This is a genomic window from Intrasporangium flavum, from assembly GCF_001956915.1.
Classification (GTDB): Bacteria; Actinomycetota; Actinomycetes; order Actinomycetales; family Dermatophilaceae; genus Monashia; species Monashia flava.
The window spans coordinates 23,232-45,671 of sequence record NZ_MLJO01000011.1 but is presented as its reverse complement, the minus strand read 5'-3'; the positions used below and the strand labels follow the sequence as shown (position 1 = coordinate 45,671).

Here is a 22,440-nt window from a genome sequence, read left to right as displayed (position 1 = left end):
CGTCGCGTCGCGGCGCGCCAGGAATCACGCCTCGAGGTCGCCCTCGACGTCGAGGTAGACCTGCTGGAGGTCGGCGAGCAGCTGCGGGTCGGGCGACTCCCACAGGCCGCGGTCGACGGCCTCGTGGAGCCGCTCGACCATGCCGTTCAGCGCCCACGGGTTGGCGTGCCGGAGGAAGTCCTGGTTCTCCTTGTCGAGCACGTAGGTCTGCGCGAGCTGCTCGTACATCCAGTCGGTGACGACGCCGGCCGTCGCGTCGAACCCGAAGAGGTAGTCGACGGTGGCGGCCAGCTCGAAGGCGCCCTTGTAGCCGTGCCGTCGCATCGCCGCGATCCACCGCGGGTTGACGACGCGAGCACGGAAGACGCGCGCCGTCTCCTCGGTGAGGCTGCGGGTGCGGACGGCGTCGGGGGTCGTCGAGTCGCCGACGTACGCGCGGGGGGCCCGGCCGGTCAGCGCGCGGACGGTGGCGACCATGCCGCCGTGGTACTGGAAGTAGTCGTCGCTGTCGGCGATGTCGTGCTCGCGGGTGTCGACGTTCTTGGCGGCCACGTCGATGCGGCGGTATGAACGCTCCATGTCGCCGCGGGCCGGGGCGCCGTCGAGGTCGCGGCCGTAGGCGAACCCGCCCCACGTCGCGTACACCTCGGCGAGGTCGGCGTCGGTGCGCCAGCTGCCCGCCTCGATGAGGGGCAGGATGCCGGCGCCGTACGAGCCGGGCTTGCTGCCGAAGATGCGCGTCGTGGCCCGACGCTCGTCGCCGTGCTCGGCGAGGTCGGCCGACGCGTGGGCGCGGACGTAGTTGTCCGCGTCGGGCTCGTCGAGACCGGCGACGAGGCGCACGGCGTCGTCGAGCATCGCGATGACGTGCGGGAACGCGTCGCGGAAGAACCCGGAGATGCGCACGGTGACGTCGATGCGCGGGCGGCCGAGCTCGGCGAGCGGGATCGGGTCGAGGCCGACGACGCGGCGTGACATCTCGTCCCAGCGCGGCCGGACGCCGATCAGCGCGAGCACCTCGGCGACGTCGTCACCGGAGGTGCGCATCGCCGACGTGCCCCACACCGACAGCCCGACCGAGCGGGGCCACTCGCCGGTGTCGGCGCGGTGCCGCTCGAGGAGCGCGTCGGCGAGGGCCTGTCCGGTGTCCCAGGCGAGCCGGCTCGGGATCGCCTTGGGGTCGACGGAGTAGAAGTTGCGGCCGGTCGGCAGCACGTTGACGAGGCCACGCAGCGGGGAGCCGGACGGGCCGGCCGGCGTGTAGCCGCCGTCGAGGGCGTGGAGCACGGCGTCGATCTCGCCGCGCGTCGCGAGCAGGCGCGGCACGACCTCGCGGCAGGCGAACTCGAGCGACCGGCGCACGCCGTCGGAGTCGGCGACCTCCGCCGCGTCGAGCGTCGACGCCATCACGGCGGGCACTGCGTCGGCGTCCCAGCCGGCGTCGGCGAGAGCGTGCACGAGCGCGGAGGCCTGGGCCTCCACCCGGTCCACGGACGCACGGTCGGACTGCCCCTCACCCAGTCCGAGCGCGGTCCGCAGACCGGGCACCGCCCCCGTCGCCCCGGCGAACACCTGGTTGGCGCGCAGGATCGCGAGGGTGAGGTCGGCCAGGCCCTCCCCCGTGGGGGCCTGACCGAGAACGTGGAGGCCGTCCCTGATCTGGACGTCCTTGACCTCGCAGAGCCAGCCGTCGACGTGCATGACGAACTCGTCGAAGTCGTCGTCCTCGGGCCGGTCGGACAGGCCGAGGTCGTGGTGCATCTCGGCTGCCTTGATGAGCGACCAGATCTCGGCGCGCAGGGCCGGCGCCTTGGCCGGGTCCATGACCGAGACGTTGCCGTACTCGTCGAGCAGCTGCTCGAGCCGGGCGATGTCACCGTAGCTCTCGGCCCGCGCCATCGGCGGCACGAGGTGGTCGACGATCGTCGCGTGCGCGCGGCGCTTGGCCTGGGCGCCCTCGCCGGGGTCGTTGACGAGGAACGGGTAGACGAGCGGGATCGAGCCGATCGTCGCGTCCGGGCCGCATGCCGCAGAGAGGGCGAGGTTCTTGCCCGGCAGCCACTCGAGGTTGCCGTGCTTGCCCATGTGGACGATAGCGTGGGCGCCGAACTCCCTTGCGAGCCAGCCGTACACGGCGAGGTAGTGGTGCGTGGGCGGGAGGTCGGGGTCGTGGTAGATCGCGATCGGGTTCTCGCCGAAGCCGCGGGGCGGCTGGACGATGACGACGAGGTTGCCGGCGCGCAGGCTCGCGGCGACGATCTCGCCGTCGGGGTCGAGGTGGCGGTCGACGAAGACCTCGCCCGGCGCGTCGCCCCAGTGCGTCGTGACGGCCTCGCGCAGCTCGGCGGGCAGCTCGGCGAACCACTCGCGGTAGCGGGCGGTCGGGATGCGCACCGGCTGGCCGCTCAGCTGCTCCTGGGTGAGCCAGTCCTCGTCCTGCCCGCCGGCGGCGATGAGCGCGTGGATGAGGGCGTTGCCCGCGGTGGTGTCGGGCTCCTCGCCGTCGACGGGGTCGAGCGGGCCGGTGCCGGGGATCTCGCCCGGCGCGCCGAGGTCGTAGCCGGCCTCGCGCATCGCGCGAAGCAGCCGGATGACCGAGACCGGGGTGTCGAGGCCGACGGCGTTGCCGAGCCGCGAGTGCTTGCTCGGGTAGGCCGACAGGACGACAGCGACGCGGCGTCCGGCGGGCGGCACGTGACGCAGCCGGGCGTGGTTGACGACGAGGGCCGCGAGACGGGTGCACCGCTCGAGGTCGGGCGCGTAGTGCGGCAGGCCGTCGGCGTCGGTCTCCTTGAAGGAGAACACTCCCCCGATGATCCGGCCGTCGAACTCGGGCACCGCCACCTGCGTCGCGACATCGAGCGGGCTCATGCCGTCGTCGGAGGCCTCCCAGTCGGCACGGCTCCACGTCAGACACAGGCCCTGGACGATCGGCACGTCGAGGGCGGCGAGGGCCTGCACGTCCCACGCGTCGTCGTCCTCGCCCGCGCTCGCCGTCGCCGGACGCGTGCCGCCCGCGGCGAGGACCGTCGTGACGAGCGCGTCGTAACCGCGCAGGTGCTCGAGCAGGTCTGCGGGGGCGTCGCGCAGCGACGACACGAACACCGGGACGCCGACGCCGCCGGCCTCGTCCACCGCATCGGCGAGGGCGTGGACGTAGGCGGTGTTCTCGGCCGCGTGCTGGGCCCGGTAGAAGAGGATGCCGACGCGTGGGGCCGGCGCCCCCGGCGCCTCCGGCTTGGCCAGCCGGTCTAGGACACCCCACGTCGGCAGCGTGCGCGGCGGCTCGAAGGCCTCGCCCGTCAGCAGCAGCGTGTCGCCGAGGAACGCGTGCAGCTCGCGGAGGTTGTCGGCGCCACCCTCGGCGAGGTAGCGGTGCGCGTCGGCGACGATCCCCGGCGCGACGGTGGACAGCTCCATCAGCGCGGCGTTCGGCGTCTGCTCGCCGCCGAGCACGACGAGCGGGACACCGGTGGCGGCGATCCGGCGGAAGCCGTCGCAGAGGTCCTGCGGGCCGCCGAGGATGCGGGCCACGACGACGTCAGCACCCTCGATGGCCTCGGCCATCGACGTGTGGCCGGGCCGTGACGGGTTGGCCACGACGTAGTCGGCGCCGCTGCCGCGGGCGCAGAGCAGGTCGGTGTCAGACGTCGAGAGCAGCGCGATGCGCGTCACTGGAACTCCTCGGCGGGGTGTCCACGCCCCGCGGTCGAAAGGAAACGAAGCGCTGCCGGCAGTTCCTGACTCACCCTCCCCTCGCGGTTCGGGCTCACAGTGGCGGGACCGTCCCGGACTCTCACCGGGTTCCTGGTCGACGACGCTGGGGCCACCCTAGCCGCAGCCCGCCGGTCGCGCGCACCACGTCCGGCGGGCGCCGACCCCTGGCCTCGGGACATGCGCGTCCTCGACCTCACCGACCTGCCCCGACGTCCGGTCACCGACTTGGGCAGCGTCGGCGGCGTGACGGCCCTCGTCGCCGAGGGCGACCTCGAGGTCCCCTGAGCGCAGCCGGGCCCCTCCGGCGGCCCGGGACGGTGCGCTTGCCCGCTCGCGAGCCGGGCCTACGATGTGCCGCGTGACCGCCCCGGGGACCCGCGACCGACCGGCAGCCGACGCCTGCCCGGGCATCACGCGACCCTTCGCGGCGGCCGACGGCGCGATCGTGAGGGTCCGTCCGGGTGGTCGACCGGTGCCGGTTGCCGCCCTGCAAGGCCTGCTCGAAATCGTTGCAGGTCAAGAGGATCCGACACTTCAGCTGACCTCGCGCGCCGCCCTGCAGTTGCGCGGCCTGCCCGACCCCGTCCCGGCGGACGTGCGCGACGCGATCACGGCGACCGGCCTCGTGCCCTCACCGGCCCACGAGCTGGTCCGCAACGTCCTCGCCTCGCCGCTCAGCGGCCTGGACGGCGCCGGCCGGTGTGACGTGCGTCCCCTGGTCCGCGACCTCGACGCCGCGATCTGCGCCGACCCGGCCCTCGCCGCCCTGCCCGGACGCTTCCTCCTCGTCGTCGACGACGGGCGCGGCGACGTCGTGCGCGAGTCGTTCGACGTCGGCCTCCTGGCGCTCGACGCGGGTCGCGCGGCGCTGCTCGTCGGCTCGCCCGACCGGGGGTTCGTCGTCGACCTCGAGGACGCGGCGGCGGAGATGGTGGGCGTCGCGCGGCAGTTCCTCGCCGCCCGAGCGGCCTTGGCGCCCGCGGCCTGGCACGTCCGAGAAGTGCTCGAGCACCTCGACCCGCCGCGCCTCGACGTCACCCTCCCACCCGCGCCACCGCGACCTGTCGGGCCCGTCGCCGGCCACGCCGTGGTCGGCGTGCCGCTCGGGCTGCTGACGCGTCGGCACGTGGACACGCTGTCCCGACTGACGGACGAGGTCGTCGTGACGCCGTGGCGTTCGCTCGTCGTGCCGGGCGGGGCCGCCGCACTCGACCCGCTCGAGGACGCAGGGCTCGTCGTCGCGCCGGGCTCCCGGTGGCTGCGGCTGCACGCCTGCACCGGAGCACCCGGCTGCGCCCGCACCGCCGTCGACACCCGGAGGATCGCCCGGGCCCTCGCCCCGGCGCTCCCGCCGGGCACGCTCCCCGTTCACGTGAGCGGCTGCGAGCGACGCTGCGGCGCACCGGCGTCCGGCTTCGTCGACGTCCTCGCGCCCACCTCGGTCACGGAGGCGATCGCCGCCGCCAGCGACCCGACACCACCCTCGCCCGACCCCTCGGAGGACCGATGACCACCCCGACCCGCCCGACCCGGCGGTACGCCTACGTCGACGACGGCCAGGAGATCTACCGCCGGTCCTTCGCGACGATCCGCGCCGAGGCCCGGCTCGACCACCTCCCCGAGGACGCCCGCGTCGTGGCCGTGCGGATGGTCCACGCCAGCGGCGACGTCGACCTCACCGAGCACATCGCCGTGCACCACGACCTCGTGCGATCCGCCCGCGAGGCCCTCCGTGCCGGGGCGCCGATCCTCACCGACGCGCACATGATCGCCTCGGGCATCACCCGGGCCCGCCTGCCGCGCGACAACGAGGTCGTCTGCACGCTGCGCGACGAGCGCGTCCCGGCACTCGCCCGCGAGTGGGGGACGACGCGTTCCGCCGCCGCGGTCTCGCTCTGGGGCGACTGGCTCGAGGGGGCGGTCGTCGCGATCGGCAACGCGCCCACAGCCCTCTTCCACCTCCTCGAGCTCGTCGCCGACGGCGGGCCCCGCCCGGCCGCGGTCGTCGGCATCCCGGTTGGGTTCATCGGCTCGGCCGAGTCGAAGACGGCCCTGGCCGACAACCCGTACGGCATCCCGTGGCTCGTCGTCCACGGGCGGCGCGGAGGGTCCGCGCTCGCCGCGTCGGCCGTCAACGCCCTCGCCCGCGAGGAGGAGCTGTGACCGCGGGCCGGCTGCGCGGCGTCGGCGTCGGCCCCGGCGACCCGGAGCTCGTCACCGTCAAGGCCGCCCGGCTCATCGCGGAGGCGGACGTCGTCGCGTACCACAGCGGACCCCGGGGCGACTCGATCGCGCGACGCATCGCGACGCCGTACGTGCGTGACGGCGCCGTCGAGGAGCTGCTGGTCTACCCGGTGACGACGGGATCCACCGACCACCCGCTCGGCTACCACGGGCTCATGGCCGACTTCTACGACGCGTCAGCGGATCGCCTTGCGGCACATCTGGACTCGGGCTGCGACGTCGTCGTGCTCGCCGAGGGCGACCCGCTCTTCTACGGCACGTTCATGTACCTGCACGACCGCCTCGCCGACCGCTACGACACCGCGGTCGTGCCGGGCGTGACGTCGGTCAGCGGGTCGGCGGCGGCCGTCGCCACCGGCCTGTGCCGCCACGAGGACATCCTGACGATCCTGCCCGGCACCCTGCCCGTCCCCGAGCTCGCGCGTCGCCTCGCCGACACCGAGGCCGCCGTCGTCATGAAGCTCGGCCGCACCTTCGAGAACGTCCGCGAGGCGCTGCGCCAGGCCGGCCGCCTCGACGAGGCACGGTACGTGGAGCGGGCGAGCAGCGACGCAGAGCGCGTCCTGCCCGTCGCCGACGTCGACGCCTCGACCGTGCCGTACATGTCGATGGTCGTCGTCCCGGGCAAGGACCTCCGGGCCGACGCCGCCGGCCGGGCGGCATCATCGGCGGCGAAAGCGCTTGCGACGCAAACGATCCCGGCCGAACAGGCGGTCAACCAGCCGGCCGGAGAGGTCGTCGTCGTGGGCCTCGGACCAGGCCCCGAGCGGTGGCTCACGCCCGAGGCGTCCGCCGAGCTCGCCGGCGTCGGGCACGTCGTCGGCTACGCCCCGTACGTCGCGCGCGTGCCCCAGCGGGAGGGGCTGACGCGTCATGCGTCGGGCAACACCGTCGAGGTCGACCGCGCCCGGGACGCCCTCGAGCTGGCCCGCAAGGGCGAGCGCGTCGCCATGGTGTCCGGCGGTGACGCCGGCGTCTTCGGCATGGCCTCGGCCGTCTTCGAGGCCGCCGAGCAGCACGGGTACACCGACGTCCCGGTCCGCGTCGTCCCCGGCGTCACCGCCGCACAGGCCGTCGCGGCCCGCGCCGGTGCCCCGCTCGGCGGCGACTTCGCCGTCATCTCGCTGTCGGACCGGCTCAAGCCGTGGCACGTCGTCGCTGCGCGCCTGCGCGCCGCCGCCGAGGCCGACCTCGCCATCGCGATCTACAACCCGGCCTCGCGCAGCCGCACCGAGCAGGTGGCCCTCGCCCGCGACCTGCTGCTCGAGGTCCGCGGCGCCGACCAGGTCGTCGTCGTCGGGCGCGACGTCGGCCGGGCCGAGGAGTCGCTGACCGTCACGACCCTCGGCGACCTCGACCCGGCGTCGATCGACATGAAGTGCCTCGTGATGGTCGGCGCGACCCGCACCCGCGTGACGCCGTCCGGGCAGGTGTGGACGCCCCGCTTCGTCGACTGACGAGCGGGGCGGACCAGCCTGCGGCTCAGAGGAACTGGGTCGGGTCGAACTCGTCGATGGGGATGATCCTGACCCGCGGCAGGTGGGTGTTGAACGCCAGCACGTCGTACTCGAGGTCGAAGAGCTGCAGCCCGCGGTCGGTCAGGGCGTCAAAGCCCTTGTTGCGGAACTCGGTGAACCCGACCACCCCGGCCCGACGACCGTCGAGAACGTCACCGAGCTGCTCGAGGAAGTCGCCGTCGTTGCTGACGAGGACGACGTCGGACTCGCGGCTGCGCAGCTCGACGAGCGTGCGCTGGATGGCGATGTCGACGACCTTCTGGCCGGGCGCGCCCGACAGCGGCACGGGCCGGTACCCGATCGCGAGAAGGGCCTGGACGAACGCCATCGGCAGCTCGGTGTTGGCGGCGAGGAAGAAGAGGCCCTGTGCCGGCTGGCCCCACTCCTCCTCGGCGAACTGGAGCAGCCGCTCCCAGCGCGGGCGCTCCTCGGGGCGCGGACGCCGCCCGAGGATGGAGGTGCCGAGCGTGGCGTCGATGTTCTCACCGTCGACGAGCACGTACGTGGTGCGGGAGGCGTCCGTCATGGCCTCACCCTACGGCGCGGCCCGACGGTGGGGCTGCCACGATGGCCCGGTGCCGTCCTCGCCGATCGTCCTGCGCTCCACCGACCCCCGGGTGCCGACGCTGCTCGCGGAGGGCTGGGCCGTCAGCGCGCGGTCATGGGCGGCCCGGCTCGACCTCGCGGGACCCGACCACCTCGCGATGGAGGCGGCGGCCCGCCGCCTCGACGGACTGCTCGAGGTGAGACGCCTGGAGCAGGGCGACGTCCCGGCCGCCCTCGACCTCGACCGCGTGACGTGCGGCGACTACCCCGGCGACGTCGCCACCGCGCACCGCGCCCTCACGACCGGGACGGCGGCACCCTCGCCGGGTCGCCGGGCCTTCGGCGCCTTCGAGCCCGATGGGCGACTGGTGGGGATGACGTACGTCGACGTCGACGGCACCACGGCGGAGGTCGACTTCACGGTCGTGGCCGGGGAGCGCCGTGGCCGGGGCATCGGCACCGGGCTCAAGGCCGCGTCGATGCTCGCCCTCGCCCGAGACGGCGTCGCGACGGTCCGCACCGGCGGGTCGGACGACAACACCGCGATCGTCGCGGCCAACGAGGCCCTCGGGTTCGTCGTCGACGAGCGCTGGGTGACGCTGCGCCGGTGACCGTCGCGGGTCACGCCCCCGAGCCGACCGCCCCCAGGACCGCCACGGCCTCGACCGGGGCGTAGGTCACCGACAGGGCGTTCGGCGCGAACAGCGCCCCCGCGAGCTCCGCGGGCGGCGGCACAACTCCCGGACCCCCGCGGCGCACCCACAGCGCCACGGCGTCGACCGTCGCCTCGTCGAGCACCCGACGCAGCCACGTCGGACGCCCGCCCTGGCTGCGCCCGATCGGCGACGGCGTCACGACGACGACGTTCGACTCGTCGCAGGCGAGCAGGCACGCGCTGCGCAGCACGCGGGCGCGCCCCCGGGTGCCGACCTCGAGCCGGGCGAGGAGCCCGTCGTGGTCGACGCCCGGGTGCTTGGCCGATGAGCCGCAGCAGCAGTCACGGCAGGCGCGGACGATGCAGAGCCGCTCGCCGGTGCGGTTCACGCGGCGACCGGCTCGGGCCCGCGGCTGCGCTCCATGAGCAGGCCGAACGACACCCCGAGGACGAGCCACATCGTCGCGAGCTGGGCCAGCGACGCGAGGCGGAAGTCCCAGAGCAGGTCGGCCGGCACGTCGACCGGCACCACGTCGGGCGTACCCGGGACGAGGGCGAAGACGAGCCCGACACCGACGACGACGGCGAGCACGTCGAGGGCCCACCGGGTCGGGGCCTCGACGCGTCCGGCGAGCGCGCGGTCGAGCGTCGGCACCGCGAGCGCGAGCGCCACCCCGAGCAACAGGACGAGGACGTAGAGGGTCGTGCGCTGCCCGACGGTGTCGGGGTCGCCCACCGCCGGCGGGTTGGCCGGCATCTTCAGCCCGGGAAGGAGGCTGACCGCGGCGAACCCGACGGCGGTGAGCACGAGCGCGCGACCGAGGTCGCCGCGCCCGGGCAGGCGGTCGCGCATCCGCGCGAAGACGATCGCGAACACGACGCCGACGGCGAGGCCGACGAGCACGGCTGTGACGCCGCCCGCGACGACCTGGGCCGAGCGTGACACGAGCGGCTCGTCACCGCCGTGCGCGAGCAGCGAGGCAGGCAGCCCGAGACCGGACTGCCCTCCGCCGTGGGCGTGCTCGGCGCGAGCGTCCTCGATCGCGAGGGCACGACGGATGACCGGCTCGACGACGGTCCAGATGACGGCGGCGGACGCCAGGCCGGCGAGCACGCCGGAGAGGGCCCCGCGCCGGAGCACGGAGCCGAAGCTCACCCCCACCTCAGTGGCAGGGGACGCCGAGGGCGTGACGCGCGTCGTGCGTCAGCTCGTGCAGCGCCTGTGCAGCGGGCGTGCTGAGCAGCGCGCCGTTCTCCTGCGTGACGAGGTACAGCGTGAAGACGGCGAGCGCGAGCAGCGCCCACGCCCAGACGGGCACGTGGACGCGGGTGGTGGGGGTTGCGACGGCAGCAGTGGCCATGGTGGATGGACCCTTTCTTCCATGCCTCGTGGACAGATCACGCCGCAGCCGGTCTCCTGGCTTCCAGATCGACGCTCCTCCCCTGCCTTCCCGGCGACCCGGCGCGAACCTGCGGTCGTCAGTGGCGGTGGTGGGGACTTGCTCCCTGGTCACAGTGGCGAGGACCACGTCGGAATCACACCGACTTCCCGTGCACTGCGGCAGTCGCATCCTGACACACGAGCCGTCGCGGCGCCATCAGGGCACCCGAACACTCACTGCCGGTTGGTGATTCGCGTGCCGTACAGGTGCGACTCGACGAAGTCGTCGGCGTCGCGGGCGCCGAGTGCGTGCCCGACGAGGATGACGGCGGCCTGCCGCAGGCCGGCCTCCTCGACCGCGTCGGCGATGTCGGACAGGGTGCCGCGCAGGACGAGCTGGTCGGGCTGCTCGGCGTTCGCGACGACGACCACGGGGCAGTCGGAGCCGTAGTCGTCGACGAGCTCGGCGGCGAGGCGCCGCACGTGCCGGATCGCGAGGTGCAGCACGAGCGTCGCGCGGGTGCGGGCGAAGTTCGTGAGCGCCTCGGTGGGCGGCATCGCCGTCGAGTCGCGGTGGGCCCGGGTCAGCACGACCGACTGGGTCACCTCGGGCACGGTCAGCTCGCGGCCGACGAGCGCGGCGGCCGCGGCGTAGGCCGGGACACCGGGCGTGACGTCCCAGGGCACGCCCGCGCGGTCGAGGCGTCGGGTCTGCTCGGCGACGGCGGAGTAGATCGACGGGTCGCCGGAGCAGAGGCGGGCGACGTCGTGGCCCGCCTCATGGGCCTCGACGCAGCGCTCGACGATCTCGTCGAGCGACAGGTGCTGGGTGTCGACGAGGGTCGCGCCGTCGGGACAGTGCGCGAGCACCTCGGCGCCGATGTACGTGCCGGCGTAGAGGCACACGGGCGAGGCGGCCATGAGCCGGGTGGCCCGGAGGGTGAGCAGGTCGGCCGCGCCGGGGCCGGCGCCGATGAAGTGGACGGTCACGCAGGCTCCTCGGTGGTGGGGTCCGGTTTCGTGGCGGACCACTGGACGACGGCCCGGGCGGGCTTCCACCCGCTGAGCGAGCCGAGCGGCTCGAGGTCCTCGACGGCGATGCGGGTCAGCGCGCCACCGAGGCGGGCGCGGGCGTCGTGCAGGAGCAGCTCGGTCTCGACGGTGACGCCGTGGACGACGATGCGGCCCCCGGGCCCGAGCGCGGCCCAGGCCCGGTCGAGCAGGTCTGCGCTCGCCCCGCCGCCGACGAACACGGCGTCGGGCGTGGGCAGGTCGTCGAGGACGTCGGCCGAGCGCGCCTCGACGACCTCGAGGCCGGGCACGCCCAGGCGTCGGGCGTTGGCGCGCACCCGCTCGGCGCGGACCGGGTCGCGCTCGACGGCGACGACGTGGTTGCGCGGGTGCTGTCGGGCGAGCTCGATGCCGACCGACCCGGCGCCGGCCCCGAGGTCCCACAGGACGTCGCCGGGCTGCGGGGCCAGGTGGGCGAGGGCGGCGGCCCGCACGACGCGCTTGGTCAGCTGCCCGTCGTGGTCGAAGGCGTCGTCGGGCAGGCCCGGCGCGAGCGAACGGGGCCGGGCACCGGGGTCGCGCACGCACTCGACGCAGACGAGGTGCAGCGCCGGAGCGGGGCCGTCCGGCCACGTGCCGGCGACGCCGTCGGTGCGCGTCTCGTCGTCGGCGCCGAGGTGGCCGAGCACCGTGACGCGGCTCGACGCGTACCCCTCCTCCGTGAGCAGCGCGCAGAGGCGCCCGGGGGCGTCGGGCCCGCTCGTCAGCACGACGAGGCGCCGGCGAGGGGCGAGCTCGCGACGGAGGCGGTCGAGGTCCCGGCCGACGAGCGTCACGGCGTCCGACTCCTCGGCCGACCAGCCCATCCGGGCGCGGGCGAGCGCCACCGACGAGACACCCGGGTGGACCCGGACCGCGTCGGGGCCGAGCGCCGACACGAGGGTCGAGCCGATGCCGGAGACGAGGGGGTCACCGCTCGCCAGCACGACGACGCGACGACCACGGACGCGGTCGAGCACCCCGCGCAGCCCTGGTAGCAGCGGCGAGGGCCACGGGACGCGCTCGGCGGCGGGGGCCAGCCCCGCGCACAGCTCGAGGTGGCGCGCCCCGCCCACGAGCACCTCGGCGCCGTCGACGACCCGACGCGCGTCGGCCCCGAGCGACGCCGGCCCGGCGGCACCCACCCCCACCACCTCGACGATGACCTCGACGCTCTCCTCGACCACGCGGGTGACCCTAGCGCCGACCGAGGGCATCCCACGGAATCGGTGGTGCGGCGCAGATTCGACGGCGCTAACCGTCCATTTGAGGAGGATTTGCCTCATCATTGCTTCGCACGGCACTCGCGGGGGCGAGTTCATCGCACGGGGCCACGCCCCAGGGGGACAAGGGTAGGCGGCAGCATGCACACGGACGACCAGCAGGCAGCAGGACCGATCGGCACGCTCGAGTTCGACGCCTCGACCGCGCGGCTGCGCGCCGACGCGGACACCTTCTTCGCCCTCGTCGACCACGTCGGCCGCTCGGGCGACGCCGTCGCCGAGGTGCCGTTCGCGGCGTCGGGCGTCGCCGTCGAGGGGCGCGCGCACCCGTCGGTCCGGGCCGGGCTCGGCACGGTCGAGGAGCCGTGCGCCCGCCTCGAGGTCGAGGTCGCGACGCCGGAGGGCACCCGGCTGCACGAGGGCTGGCTCGACCGCGTGTCCGCGCTGCTGCTCGACCGGGGCGACGGCACGCACGACTTCCTCGAGGTCGACGCGGAGTTCCTCGCCGTGACGCTCGTGCGCCTCACCGACCTCCAGTCGCGGCCGCGTCTCGAGGGCCGCGGCGGGCGCGTCCACGCCGACGTCCTCGACGCCCTCCTGTCGTGCGACCCCCTCACCCGCGAGGACGCCGCCGAGGAGCTGGCCGGCGCCGCGTCCGCGTGGCCGGTCGTCGCGGCGTCGCTGCGTACGGGCCGGTGGCAGGTGTGCGGCATCGACGTCGCCCAGGCCGTCGGTCCGACCACGGTGACCCGACGCGTCGCGTGGCTCGACACCCCGGCCGGGGTGCTGCGCATCGACGCCGACGCCGAGGGCCAGTTCCTCGCCGGCGCCTCGGCCGGTCAGGTCTGGCGCTCCATCGTCGGCGCGCTGCCCACCGACGTCGGTCTCGGCCTGCTGCCCCGCATCGCCTGACGCCTCCCCGCGGGCTCGGCACGTCGGGCGCGCGGGGTTCTGGCAGACTGCCCGGTGGCGACGGGAGAGGAATCCGGTGAGAGTCCGGAGCGGTCCCGCCACTGTGAACCCCGCCCTGCGGGGAAGCCAGGACGTCCTCCGTCGCCGACCGTGCCCGTCCGGGCCGGTCCTGGACGACCACGCGGGCGAGGCACCCGCAGGAGGCCACGCATGCGCGACGGTTCGACCGACCCCGCCAGCCCCTCACGGGGTGCGGCACCCACGCTGACGCCGACGTTCCCGTTCTCGGCCGTCGTCGGCTCCGACGACCTCGCCCTCGCGCTCGTCCTGACGGCGGTCTCGCCGGAGGTCGGCGGCGTCCTGGTGCGCGGCGAGAAGGGCACCGCCAAGTCGACGATGGTCCGCGGCCTGGCCGCCGTGCTGCCCTCGCTCGGCGTGGTGCCGGGCTGCCGCTTCGGCTGCGACCCCGCCGACCCCGACGCGTCGTGCCCCGACGGCCCGCACCCGGCCGACGCCACCGGCGCCGACGTGCGCCCGGCCCGGCTCGTCGAGCTGCCGATCGGCGCCACGGAGGACCGCGTCGTCGGCTCCCTCGACCTTGAGCGCGCGCTCGGCCGCGGCGAGGCCGCCTACCAGCCGGGCCTGCTCGCCGCCGCGCACCGCGGCATCCTCTACGTCGACGAGGTCAACCTGCTGCACGACCACCTCGTCGACCTCCTGCTCGACGCCGCCGCGATGGGCCGCAGCACCGTCGAGCGCGACGGCGTCTCGGTGTCGCACGCGGCCCGGATCGTCCTCGTCGGCACGATGAACCCGGAGGAGGGCGAGCTGCGACCGCAGCTCCTCGACCGGTTCGGGCTGACCGTCGAGGTGGCCGCCCCGCGCGAGCCGGCCCTGCGGGCCGAGGTGGTCCGGCGGCGGATGGCCTTCGACGCCGACCCCGCCGGGTTCACGCACCACTGGGAGGCCGAGCAGGACGCACTGAGGGGCCGGGTGGCCGACGCCCGTGAGCGGGTCCGCGAGGTCGTGCTGCCCGACGCCGAGCTCGCCCGCATCGCCGAGGTGTGCGCCGGGTTCGAGGTCGACGGGCTGCGCGCCGACATCGTCACGGCCCGCGCCGCCGTGGCCCACGCCGCGTGGAGCGGGCGCACGGTCGTGACCCGCGACGACGTGCGCGCCGCGGCCCGCCTCGCCCTACCGCACCGCCGGCGCCGCAACCCCTTCGACGCCCCCGGCCTCGACGAGGACCTCCTCGACCAGCTCCTCGGCGACGACGAGCCGGAGGACCCAGGGGACGGCGACGGCGGCGGCCCGGGAAACGACGGCGGACCCCCGGAGGCGCAGCGGGAGGGGAGCGCGCCGGACGGTGACGCGTCCGAGCACGGTGACCCCGGCGAGCCCAGCGAGGGGGAAGAGCGTCCGGCCGGCGGCGGCAGCGCGCCCGCGCGGTCGGCGTCGGTGCCCGACCGAGCACCACGCGCGCGCCTGCTCACCGCCCGCGGCCTCGGCCACGGCTCCGCCGGCCGGAGGTCGGCCGCCGTCACGACGACCGGCCGACGCGTCCGGGAGACGACCGCGCCCACCGGCCCGCTCCACCTGCCGGCGACCGTCCGGGCCGCCGCGGCCGACCGGGCGAACGATGCCCCGGCCACCACCACGCGGCTCCACGTGCGCCCGGCCCACCTGCGCCGGGCGGTGCTCCAGGGCCGCGAGTCCAACCTCGTTCTGCTCTGCGTCGACGCGTCCGGCTCGATGGCCGCGCGGCGCCGCCTCGAGGCCGTCACGTCGGCCGTTCTGTCGCTGTTGCTCGACGCCTACCAGCGGCGCGACAAGGTCGGCCTCGTCACCTTCCGCGACGCCGGGGCCGAGCTCGTCCTGCCGCCGACGGGGTCGGTCGACGTCGCCGCCGCGCGGTTGCGCGACCTCCCGTTCGGGGGCCGGACGCCGCTCGCCGAGGGCCTGCTCGCGGCGCGCGAGACCCTCCGCGTCGAGCGCCTGCGCGACCCGAGCCGGCGCCCGCTGCTCGTCGTCGTCACCGACGGGCGTGCCACTGCCGGGCCCGACGCCGTCGCCCGGGCCACCCGCGTCGCCCAACAGCTGCACCACGAGGGCGTCGACGCCGTCGTCGTCGACTGCGAGGCGGGCCGGATGCGCCTCGGCCTCGCCGCGCGCCTCGCCACCGACCTCGGGGCGGAGCACCTGCCTGTCGGCGAGGTCGCCGCCCAGACGATCCTCGACGCCGCCCGCACCTCCACCCAGCGAAGGAGCGCCGCCTGATGCGCGGACAGCCGACCACCGTCCCCGACGACGGCCTGACGACCCGCCAGCGGCGCAACCGTCCGCTCGTCGTCGTCCACACCGGCGACGGCAAGGGCAAGTCGACCGCCGCGTTCGGCCTGGCCCTGCGCGGCTGGAACCAGGGCTGGTCGGTCGGGGTGTTCCAGTTCGTCAAGAGCGCCAAGTGGCGCATCGGTGAGCAGACCGCCGTCGAGACCCTCGGGCAGCTGCACCGCGACGCCGGGGTCGGCGGCCCGATGGAGTGGCACAAGATGGGCAGCGGCTGGTCGTGGACCCGCAAGGAGGGCACCGACGACGACCACGCCGCCGCGGCCCGTGAGGGCTGGGAGGAGGTCAAGCGCCGCCTCGCCGCGCAGACCCACGGCCTCTACGTGCTCGACGAGTTCACCTACCCGATGAACTGGGGCTGGGTCGACGTCGACGACGTCGTGCGCACCCTCGCCGAGCGGCCGGGGCACCAGCACGTCGTCATCACCGGCCGGCGCTGCCCGGAGGCCCTCGTCGACCTCGCCGACCTCGTCACGGAGATGACGAAGGTCAAGCACCCGTTCGACGACGGCCAGAAGGGCCAGCGGGGGATCGAGTGGTGAGCGCCCTCGACGCCGCGCTCGGACGGCTCCAGACCGCCGACCCGACGCCGCCCCCGACCGCGACGCGGCTGCCGCGGCTCGTCGTCGCCGCCCCCGGGTCGGGGCACGGCAAGACGACGGTCGCGACCGGCCTCATGGCGGCGCTGCGGGGTCGCGGGCTCGGCGTCGCCGGGCTCAAGGTCGGCCCCGACTACATCGACCCGGGCTACCACGAGCTCGCCACCGGCCGCCCCGGGCGCAACCTCGACCCGTTCCTCTGCGGCGAGCACCGGGTCGAGCCGCTGCTGCTGCACGCCGGACGGGGCGCCGACGTCGCCGTCGTCGAGGGCGTCATGGGCCTGTTCGACGGTCGGCTCGGCACCGAGGGGTTCGCCTCGACGGCGCACGTCGCCGCCCTGACCTCCTCCCCGCTCGTCCTCGCCGTCGACGTGTCGAACACGACGCGGACCGCGGCCGCGATCGTCCACGGCCTCGCGACCTTCGACCCGCGGATCCGGGTCGCCGGCGTCGTGCTCAACAAGGCGGCGTCGGGCCGGCACCTGCGCGAGGTGTGGTCGGCGGTCGAGACCTCGGGCGTCGCGGTCCTCGGCGTGCTGCCACGTGACGCCGGGATCGAGGCGCCGTCGCGCCATCTCGGCCTCGTGCCCGCGGCCGAACGCGACGAGGCCGCGGCCGCGGTGGAGCGGCTCGGGGAGCGGGTCGCCTCGCACGTCGACCTCGACGCGGTCCTGTCGATCGCCCGGTCCGCCCCGGACCTCACGGGCACGCCGTGGGACGCCGCCGCCGAGGTCGGGGCACCCGCGACCGACGGCCCGCGCCCCGTCGTCGCCGTGGCCGGCGGCCGCGCCTTCACCTTCCGCTACGCCGAGACCGAGGAGCTGCTCCGCGCGGCGGGCCTCGAGCCGGTCGTCGTCGACCCGACGCGCGACGCGTCGCTCCCCGCCGGAACCGCTGGGCTCTTCCTCGGCGGCGGCTTCCCCGAGGTGCACGCCGAGGCGCTCGCGGCCAACACCTCACTGCTCGAGCAGGTGCGCGACGCCGTGCTCGGCGGCCTGCCCACCGTGGCCGAGTGCGCGGGCCTGCTCTACCTGTGCGAGAGCCTCGACGGCGACCGGATGGCCGGCGTCCTGCCCGCCGTCGCCTCGATGGGCCCGCGCCTGACGATGGGCTACCGGTCGGCCGTCGCGCCGGTGGGGTCGGTCGTCGCCGAGCCCGGCCACCGCGTCACGGGCCACGAGTTCCACCGCACGACGGTGACGACCGACGCGGGTGACGTGGCCGCCGGCGAGGCGGCCTGGCTCCTCGACGGGCAGCCCGAGGGGTTCGCCCTCGACCCCGCCGGCACGGGGCGGGCGACACTGCACGCGTCGTACCTGCACACGCACTGGGCCGGGCACCCCGGCCTCGCGGCGAGGTTCGCCGCGTCGGTGCACGAGTTCGCCAGCCTGCGCGCGCCGGTCGCCGCGGGGAGCCGGCGGTGAGCGTCGACCTGCACCACCACGGCGACCGCGACGTAGCGGCCGGCCTCGTCGACCTCGCCGTCAACGTGCGGCTGCCCGCTCCCCCGCCGTGGCTGGCCGACGTCGTGGCCCGCTCGCTCGCCGACCTCGGCCGCTACCCCGACGCCACCGCCGCCACCGAGGCGGTCGCCGCCCGGCACGGTGTGCCCGTCGAGGCCGTCCTGCCCACCGCCGGCGGCGCCGAGGCGTTCACGCTCGTGGCCCGGGCCCTCGACGTGCGTCGACCGTCGGTCGTGCACCCGCAGTTCACCGAGCCGGAGGCGGCGCTGCGAGCCGCGGGCCACGACGTGCACCGGCACGTGCTCGACGCCGCGGACGGCTTCCGCCTCGACCCGGCCGCGTACCGCGCGGGCGGCCGGTCGCGGACCGGGGCCGGCGCCGCCGATCTCGTCGTCGTCGGCAACCCGACGAACCCGACGGGCGTTCTGCACCCCCGCGCCGACGTCCTCGCGTTGCGCGCGCCGGGCCGCACGCTCGTCGTCGACGAGGCCTTCATGGACGCCGTGCCCGGCGAGGCCGAGTCGGTGCTCGGTCACGGCGAGGACCTCGACGGCGTCCTCGTGCTCCGCTCGCTGACCAAGACGTGGGGCCTGGCCGGGCTGCGCACCGGCTACGTCGTCGGCGACCCGGCCCTCGTGGCGCGGCTGCGCGCCGTGCAGCCGCCGTGGTCGGTCTCGACGCCCGCGCTGGCCGCCACGGTCGCCTGCACGTCCGACCGGGCGAGCGCCGAGGCCGAGGCGGCCGCGCTCGCGTTCCGCCGCGACCGGGCCGTCCTCGTGGCCGAACTCGACGCGGCGGGCTTCGCCGTCGCCGGCACACCAGCCACTCCGTTCGTCCTCGTCGACACCTCGCCGCTCGGACCGGCGTCCGTCCGCGAGGACCTCGCGGCGCGGGGCTTCGCGGTGCGGCGCGGCGAGACCTTCCCGGGGCTGGGCCCCACGTGGATCCGCGTCGCGGTCAGGGACGTCGCGACGTCGCGGGCTTTCGTGTCCGCGCTGTCCGAGCTGAGGAGTCGTCGTGTCGCCTGAGTCGATGTTCCGCGGTCGCCGCCTCCTGCTCGTGGGCACCGATCCGTCCACGGCGGCAACGGTGTCCACGCTCCTGCGTGAGGGCGCCACGGTCACCGTGGCCGCTCCCGGCGAGGCCCTCGAGGCGACCCTGCGCGACCTCGTCGACCGCGGCCTCGTCACCCTCGACCCCGCGGCCGACCCTGCCGGGTTCGACGTCGTCGTGCGCGCGCGACCCGCGGTGTCGTCGACGCCGACCAGGGAGCAGGCCGCGCCCGGACGCGTCGGCACCGTGACCCTCGTCGGCGGCGGACTCGGTGACCCCGGGCTGCTCACCGTGGCTGGTCTCGAGGCCGTGCGCGCCGCGGACGTCGTCGTCCACGACCGCCTGGCGCCCCTCGACGCGCTGCGCCACGCCCGCCCCGACGCCGTCCTCATCGACGTCGGCAAGATCCCGCGCGGGGCCTTCACGCCGCAGGAGCGGATCAACGAGGTCATCGTCGAGCACGCGCTCGCGGGCCGGGACGTCGTGCGCCTCAAGGGCGGCGACAACTTCGTCTTCGGCCGCGGCGGCGAGGAGGCGGAGGCCTGCGCGGTGGCCGGCGTACCGGTCGTCGTCGTGCCCGGGGTGTCCTCGAGCATCGCGGCCCCGGCCCTCGCCGGCATCCCCGTGACCCACCGCGCGCTCGTGCAAGGTTTCACCGTCGTCAGCGGGCACGTGCCGCCCGGCGACCCGCGCAGCACCCTCGACTGGGGCGCGGTGGCCCGGAGCAACACGACCGTCGTCGTGCTCATGGGCGTCGCCACGCTCGGGGCCATCGCCGACACCCTCGTGCAGGAGGGGCTGCCCGCCGACACGCCCGCCGCCGTCGTCGCCGACGCCGGCCTGCCGAGCATGCGGTCGGTGCGGGCGCCCCTGTCCGGGATCGACGCCGCCGCGCGGGAGGCCGGGCTCGGCGCGCCGGCGGTCGCCGTCGTCGGCGCCGTGGCCGCTCTCGACGTGCTCGCACCGCGGTGAGCGCCCGGGCCCTCGGCCTGGCCCTCGGCTGGCTCGCCGACCAGGCCCTCGGCGACCCGCGTCGGTGGCACCCGGTGGCCGGGTTCGGTTCCGCCGCAGCGGCGCTCGAGCGACGCACGTACGCCCGGAGCCGCGCCCGCGGCGTCGCCCACGTAGCCGTCCTCGCCGGCCTGACGGCGGCGGCAGGGGCGGCCGTGGAGCGGGCGGGCCGACGGCATCGCGCCGTGCAGGTCCTCACCACCGCCGCCGCCACGTGGGTCGTCCTCGGCGGCCGGTCCCTGTCCCGCGAGGCGACGACGATCGAGGGACAGCTGCGCGCCGGCGACCTGCCGGCGGCCCGCGTCCAGGTGCGCAACCTCGTCGGTCGCGACCCGTCGGCCCTCGACGCGGACGGAGTCGCCCGAGCCTGCGTCGAGTCGCTCGCCGAGAACACGTCGGACGCCGTCGTGGCGCCCCTGCTGTGGGGCGGCCTGCTCGGCGTCCCGGGCCTGCTGGCGTACCGGGCCGTCAACACCCTCGACGCGATGGTCGGCCACCGGTCCGAGCGATACCGCGAGTTCGGCTGGGCCGCAGCCCGGCTCGACGACGCCGCCAACTGGGTGCCCGCCCGCGTCGCCGGAGCCCTGACTCTCGCGTCAGCACCGACACCGGCGCATGCCCATGCCGGCTGGAGAGCCGTCCAGCGGGACGCCCCGGCTCACCCGAGCCCGAACGGCGGCGTCGTGGAGGCCGCGTTCGCGGGCGTCCTCGGCGTGCAGCTCGGCGGGTCGAACTCCTACGAGGGACGCGTCGAGGACCGCGGCACGCTCGGCACCGGCCCCGCGGCGTCGGAGGGCGACATCGCCCCCGCCGTGCGCCTGGCCCGACGCGTGTCGGCCGGCGCCCTCGCCACCGCCGTGCTGCTGGCGCTGGTGACCGCGCGCTCGCGTCAGTCCGGCTCCGGCGCCGCAGGGTCGGGCTGAGCCGGCACCGGCGGGATGCGCAGCCCGGGCGGCGGCGCGCCGTGCTCGGCGGTGTAGGCGGCGACGTAGCCCGCGACCGCTGTCGGCAGGGTCGGGTAGATGGCGTCGGCGCCGATGCGGTCGATGAAACCGGCTGCCGCCAGCGAGGCCCGGAGGTCCTCCTTGACCCGCGCCATGACGAACCGGATCCTCTTGTCCTCCAGTCGGGCCCGCAGGAAGTCGAGGGCGTCGACGGCGGTGAGGTCGATCTCGGTGTTGGCCTCGGCGTTGAGCAGGAACCACTCGACCCGGCCCCGTGACTGCGCGTCCGTGACGACGGCGAGCGCCCGTTTGACGAAGTCGTCGGAGTTGGCGAAGAACAGCGGGGAGTCGTAGCGGTACACGACGAGCCCCGGCACCTGGACCGCGTCGGGGTGGTCGTCGATGTCGTGCATCCCGGCATAGTTCGGCACGTAGCCGAGGACGCCGTCGTGCGGGTGGACGATGCGACGCACCAGGTCGAGCACCGACAGGGCCACCGCGGCGCCGATGCCCGGCAGCACGCCGAAGAGCAGCACCGCCGCCGTCGTGGACAGCGCGAGGACGAGCTCGCTGCGGCGGAACCGGGCGATGCGGCGCAGCTCGGCGACGTCGACGAGCCGGATGGCGGCGTACACGACGACACCGCCGAGCGCGGCGAGGGGGAAGGCCGCGATGACGGGCCCGAGGAAGAGCAGCGTCGCCACGACGAGGACGAGCGACACGAGCGAGTGCAGCTGGGTGCGCGCGCCCATGGCGTCGGCGATGACCGTGCGGCTGCCGCTCGAGCTGATCGGGAAGCCCTGCAGCAGGCCGGTGGCCACGTTGGCGCCGCCGAGCGCGAGGAACTCCTGGTTGCTGTCGATGGACTCGCGGTGCCGGGTCGCGAACGCCCGGCCGGTGAGGACGTTGTCGGAGTAGGCGACGACCGCGACGCCGAGGGCGGCCGGCAGCAGCGTCCACACGTCGATGTCGGCGAGGGAGGGCAGGCGGAAGCCGGGCATCCCCTGCGGGATGGGCCCGACGACCTTGATGCCGAACCGGTCGACCCACCCGAGGACCTGCACGAGCACGGTGGCCCCGAGCATCGCGATGAGCGGGCCGGGCCACAGCGGCCGCCACCACCGCAGGAGCAGCAGGGTCGCCAACACCCCGAGCGACAGCAGCAGGGTCGGCAGGTGGATGTCGCCGAGGTGGGTCAGCACGTAGCCGACCTCCTGGGTGAACGAGGCGCCCTCCACGTGCAGCCCGGTGACCTTCTCCATCTGGCTGACGACCATGAGCGCCGCGATGCCGGCCATGTAGCCGACGAGCACCGGCTTGGACAGCAGGTCGGCCAGGAACCCGAGCCGCGCCACCCAGCCGACGACGCAGATGAGGCCCACCGCGACCGCCATCACCGCGGCCGCGTTCTCGCGCGCGAGGACCCCGCCGGCGGCCGTGACGAGGGCACCGACCCCGGCCGCCGTCATGAGCGCGGTCGTGGACTCGGGCCCGACGGACAGCTGCCGCGACGAGCCGAGGACGGCGTACACGAGCAGGCCCGGACCCGCGGCCCAGAGCCCCGTGACGGCCGGCAGGCCCGCGACCTCGGCGTAGGCGAGGACCTGAGGCACGAGGTAGGCCGCGACGGTGATGCCGCCGAGGACGTCGCCGCGCAGCCAGACCCGTTCGTACCGGCGCAGCACGGCGATCCCGGGGAGCACGCGCTCCCACGTGGGCTGCTCGCGCTGCTGGCCCGCCGTCACGTTCCGAACGTACCGGCGCGCCGCCGTCGCCGGG

The 22,440-nt window shown here is 75.5% G+C and carries 19 protein-coding genes and 3 riboswitches; of the genes, 11 read left to right on the top strand and 8 right to left on the bottom strand.

Translation table 11 applies throughout. From position 1 onward, the window contains the following. Positions 1 to 24: 24 nt before the first annotated feature. Positions 25 to 3,675, bottom strand: coding sequence for a cobaltochelatase subunit CobN (gene cobN, locus BIV28_RS09295; RefSeq protein WP_076261235.1), 3,651 nt, complete (start codon positions 3,673 to 3,675; stop codon positions 25 to 27). Between the two features lie 37 nt (positions 3,676 to 3,712). Then, positions 3,713 to 3,854: riboswitch (cobalamin riboswitch) on the bottom strand. A 221-nt stretch (positions 3,855 to 4,075) separates the two neighbouring features. On the opposite strand from cobN, the gene BIV28_RS09290 reads away from it, so the two are divergent. From BIV28_RS09290 to BIV28_RS09280, 3 genes are read left to right on the top strand one after another with little or no spacing between them, the layout of a single operon-like run. Then, positions 4,076 to 5,227, top strand: coding sequence for a precorrin-3B synthase (locus BIV28_RS09290; RefSeq protein ID WP_242652872.1), 1,152 nt, complete (start codon positions 4,076 to 4,078; stop codon positions 5,225 to 5,227). Then, the gene (locus BIV28_RS09285; RefSeq protein WP_076261231.1) at positions 5,224 to 5,880 is read left to right on the top strand and encodes a precorrin-8X methylmutase; all 657 of its coding nucleotides are present in this window, start codon (positions 5,224 to 5,226) and stop codon (positions 5,878 to 5,880) included. The genes BIV28_RS09290 and BIV28_RS09285 overlap by 4 nt, the downstream gene beginning before the upstream one ends. Next, positions 5,877 to 7,418, top strand: coding sequence for a precorrin-2 C(20)-methyltransferase (locus tag BIV28_RS09280; protein WP_076261229.1), 1,542 nt, complete (start codon positions 5,877 to 5,879; stop codon positions 7,416 to 7,418). The genes BIV28_RS09285 and BIV28_RS09280 overlap by 4 nt, the downstream gene beginning before the upstream one ends. Before the next feature lie 25 nt (positions 7,419 to 7,443). Here BIV28_RS09280 and BIV28_RS09275 read toward each other — a convergent pair whose 3' ends face one another. Continuing rightward, positions 7,444 to 8,004 carry an NYN domain-containing protein gene (locus tag BIV28_RS09275; RefSeq protein ID WP_076261227.1) on the bottom strand — a complete coding sequence of 187 codons (561 nt, stop codon included), beginning with the start codon at positions 8,002 to 8,004 and terminating at the stop codon, positions 7,444 to 7,446. Between BIV28_RS09275 and BIV28_RS09270 the strand changes: the two genes are divergently transcribed. Next, the gene (locus BIV28_RS09270; protein WP_242652870.1) at positions 8,003 to 8,635 is read left to right on the top strand and encodes a GNAT family N-acetyltransferase; all 633 of its coding nucleotides are present in this window, start codon (positions 8,003 to 8,005) and stop codon (positions 8,633 to 8,635) included. The two genes, BIV28_RS09275 and BIV28_RS09270, sit on opposite strands and share 2 nt — an antisense overlap. A 10-nt stretch (positions 8,636 to 8,645) precedes the next feature. Here BIV28_RS09270 and BIV28_RS09265 read toward each other — a convergent pair whose 3' ends face one another. The 5 genes from BIV28_RS09265 to cbiE form a co-directional block, all read right to left on the bottom strand. Then, entirely contained in the window at positions 8,646 to 9,068 is a 423-nt protein-coding gene (locus tag BIV28_RS09265; protein ID WP_076261226.1) for a hypothetical protein, read from the bottom strand. Further along, positions 9,065 to 9,835 carry a CbtA family protein gene (locus tag BIV28_RS09260; RefSeq protein WP_242652869.1) on the bottom strand — a complete coding sequence of 257 codons (771 nt, stop codon included), beginning with the start codon at positions 9,833 to 9,835 and terminating at the stop codon, positions 9,065 to 9,067. Before BIV28_RS09260 ends, BIV28_RS09265 begins: the two co-directional genes overlap by 4 nt. Before the next feature lie 7 nt (positions 9,836 to 9,842). Further along, entirely contained in the window at positions 9,843 to 10,040 is a 198-nt protein-coding gene (locus BIV28_RS09255; protein WP_076261222.1) for a CbtB domain-containing protein, read from the bottom strand. A gap of 29 nt (positions 10,041 to 10,069) precedes the next feature. After that, positions 10,070 to 10,255: riboswitch (cobalamin riboswitch) on the bottom strand. Positions 10,256 to 10,294: 39 nt separating this feature from the next. Then, positions 10,295 to 11,050 (bottom strand): precorrin-4 C(11)-methyltransferase, encoded by a 756-nt coding sequence (gene cobM / locus BIV28_RS09250; protein WP_076261220.1) that lies wholly within the window; start codon positions 11,048 to 11,050, stop codon positions 10,295 to 10,297. After that, positions 11,047 to 12,297, bottom strand: a complete 1,251-nt coding sequence (gene cbiE, locus BIV28_RS09245) for a precorrin-6y C5,15-methyltransferase (decarboxylating) subunit CbiE (RefSeq protein WP_242652867.1) — start codon at positions 12,295 to 12,297, stop codon at positions 11,047 to 11,049. Before cbiE ends, cobM begins: the two co-directional genes overlap by 4 nt. Before the next feature lie 177 nt (positions 12,298 to 12,474). Here cbiE and BIV28_RS09240 point away from each other — a divergent pair, with 177 nt between their 5' ends. From BIV28_RS09240 to BIV28_RS09210, 7 genes are all read left to right on the top strand, one after another. Continuing rightward, a complete protein-coding gene (locus tag BIV28_RS09240; protein ID WP_076261216.1) occupies positions 12,475 to 13,245 on the top strand; it encodes a hypothetical protein in 771 nt (256 codons plus the stop codon). A 56-nt stretch (positions 13,246 to 13,301) separates the two neighbouring features. After that, positions 13,302 to 13,391, top strand: a riboswitch (adenosylcobalamin (AdoCbl) riboswitch). A 64-nt stretch (positions 13,392 to 13,455) separates the two neighbouring features. Beyond that, on the top strand, positions 13,456 to 15,522 hold the full coding sequence (locus tag BIV28_RS09235) for a VWA domain-containing protein (protein WP_083707189.1): 2,067 nt from the start codon (positions 13,456 to 13,458) through the stop codon (positions 15,520 to 15,522). After that, positions 15,522 to 16,133, top strand: a complete 612-nt coding sequence (cobO, locus tag BIV28_RS09230) for a cob(I)yrinic acid a,c-diamide adenosyltransferase (RefSeq protein ID WP_207555875.1) — start codon at positions 15,522 to 15,524, stop codon at positions 16,131 to 16,133. The genes BIV28_RS09235 and cobO overlap by 1 nt, the downstream gene beginning before the upstream one ends. After that, a complete protein-coding gene (locus BIV28_RS20255; RefSeq protein ID WP_242652866.1) occupies positions 16,130 to 17,614 on the top strand; it encodes a cobyrinic acid a,c-diamide synthase CobB in 1,485 nt (494 codons plus the stop codon). Before cobO ends, BIV28_RS20255 begins: the two co-directional genes overlap by 4 nt. Continuing rightward, the gene (gene cobC, locus BIV28_RS20250; RefSeq protein ID WP_076261212.1) at positions 17,611 to 18,681 is read left to right on the top strand and encodes an Rv2231c family histidinol phosphate aminotransferase CobC; all 1,071 of its coding nucleotides are present in this window, start codon (positions 17,611 to 17,613) and stop codon (positions 18,679 to 18,681) included. Before BIV28_RS20255 ends, cobC begins: the two co-directional genes overlap by 4 nt. Continuing rightward, the gene (gene cobA, locus BIV28_RS09215) at positions 18,671 to 19,678 is read left to right on the top strand and encodes a uroporphyrinogen-III C-methyltransferase (RefSeq protein ID WP_242652865.1); all 1,008 of its coding nucleotides are present in this window, start codon (positions 18,671 to 18,673) and stop codon (positions 19,676 to 19,678) included. The genes cobC and cobA overlap by 11 nt, the downstream gene beginning before the upstream one ends. Then, on the top strand, positions 19,675 to 20,640 hold the full coding sequence (locus BIV28_RS09210) for a cobalamin biosynthesis protein (RefSeq protein ID WP_076261210.1): 966 nt from the start codon (positions 19,675 to 19,677) through the stop codon (positions 20,638 to 20,640). The genes cobA and BIV28_RS09210 overlap by 4 nt, the downstream gene beginning before the upstream one ends. On the opposite strand, the gene BIV28_RS09205 is transcribed toward BIV28_RS09210, so the two are convergent. Further along, positions 20,607 to 22,406, bottom strand: coding sequence for a SulP family inorganic anion transporter (locus BIV28_RS09205; protein WP_076261209.1), 1,800 nt, complete (start codon positions 22,404 to 22,406; stop codon positions 20,607 to 20,609). The two genes, BIV28_RS09210 and BIV28_RS09205, sit on opposite strands and share 34 nt — an antisense overlap. Positions 22,407 to 22,440 lie beyond the last annotated feature (34 nt).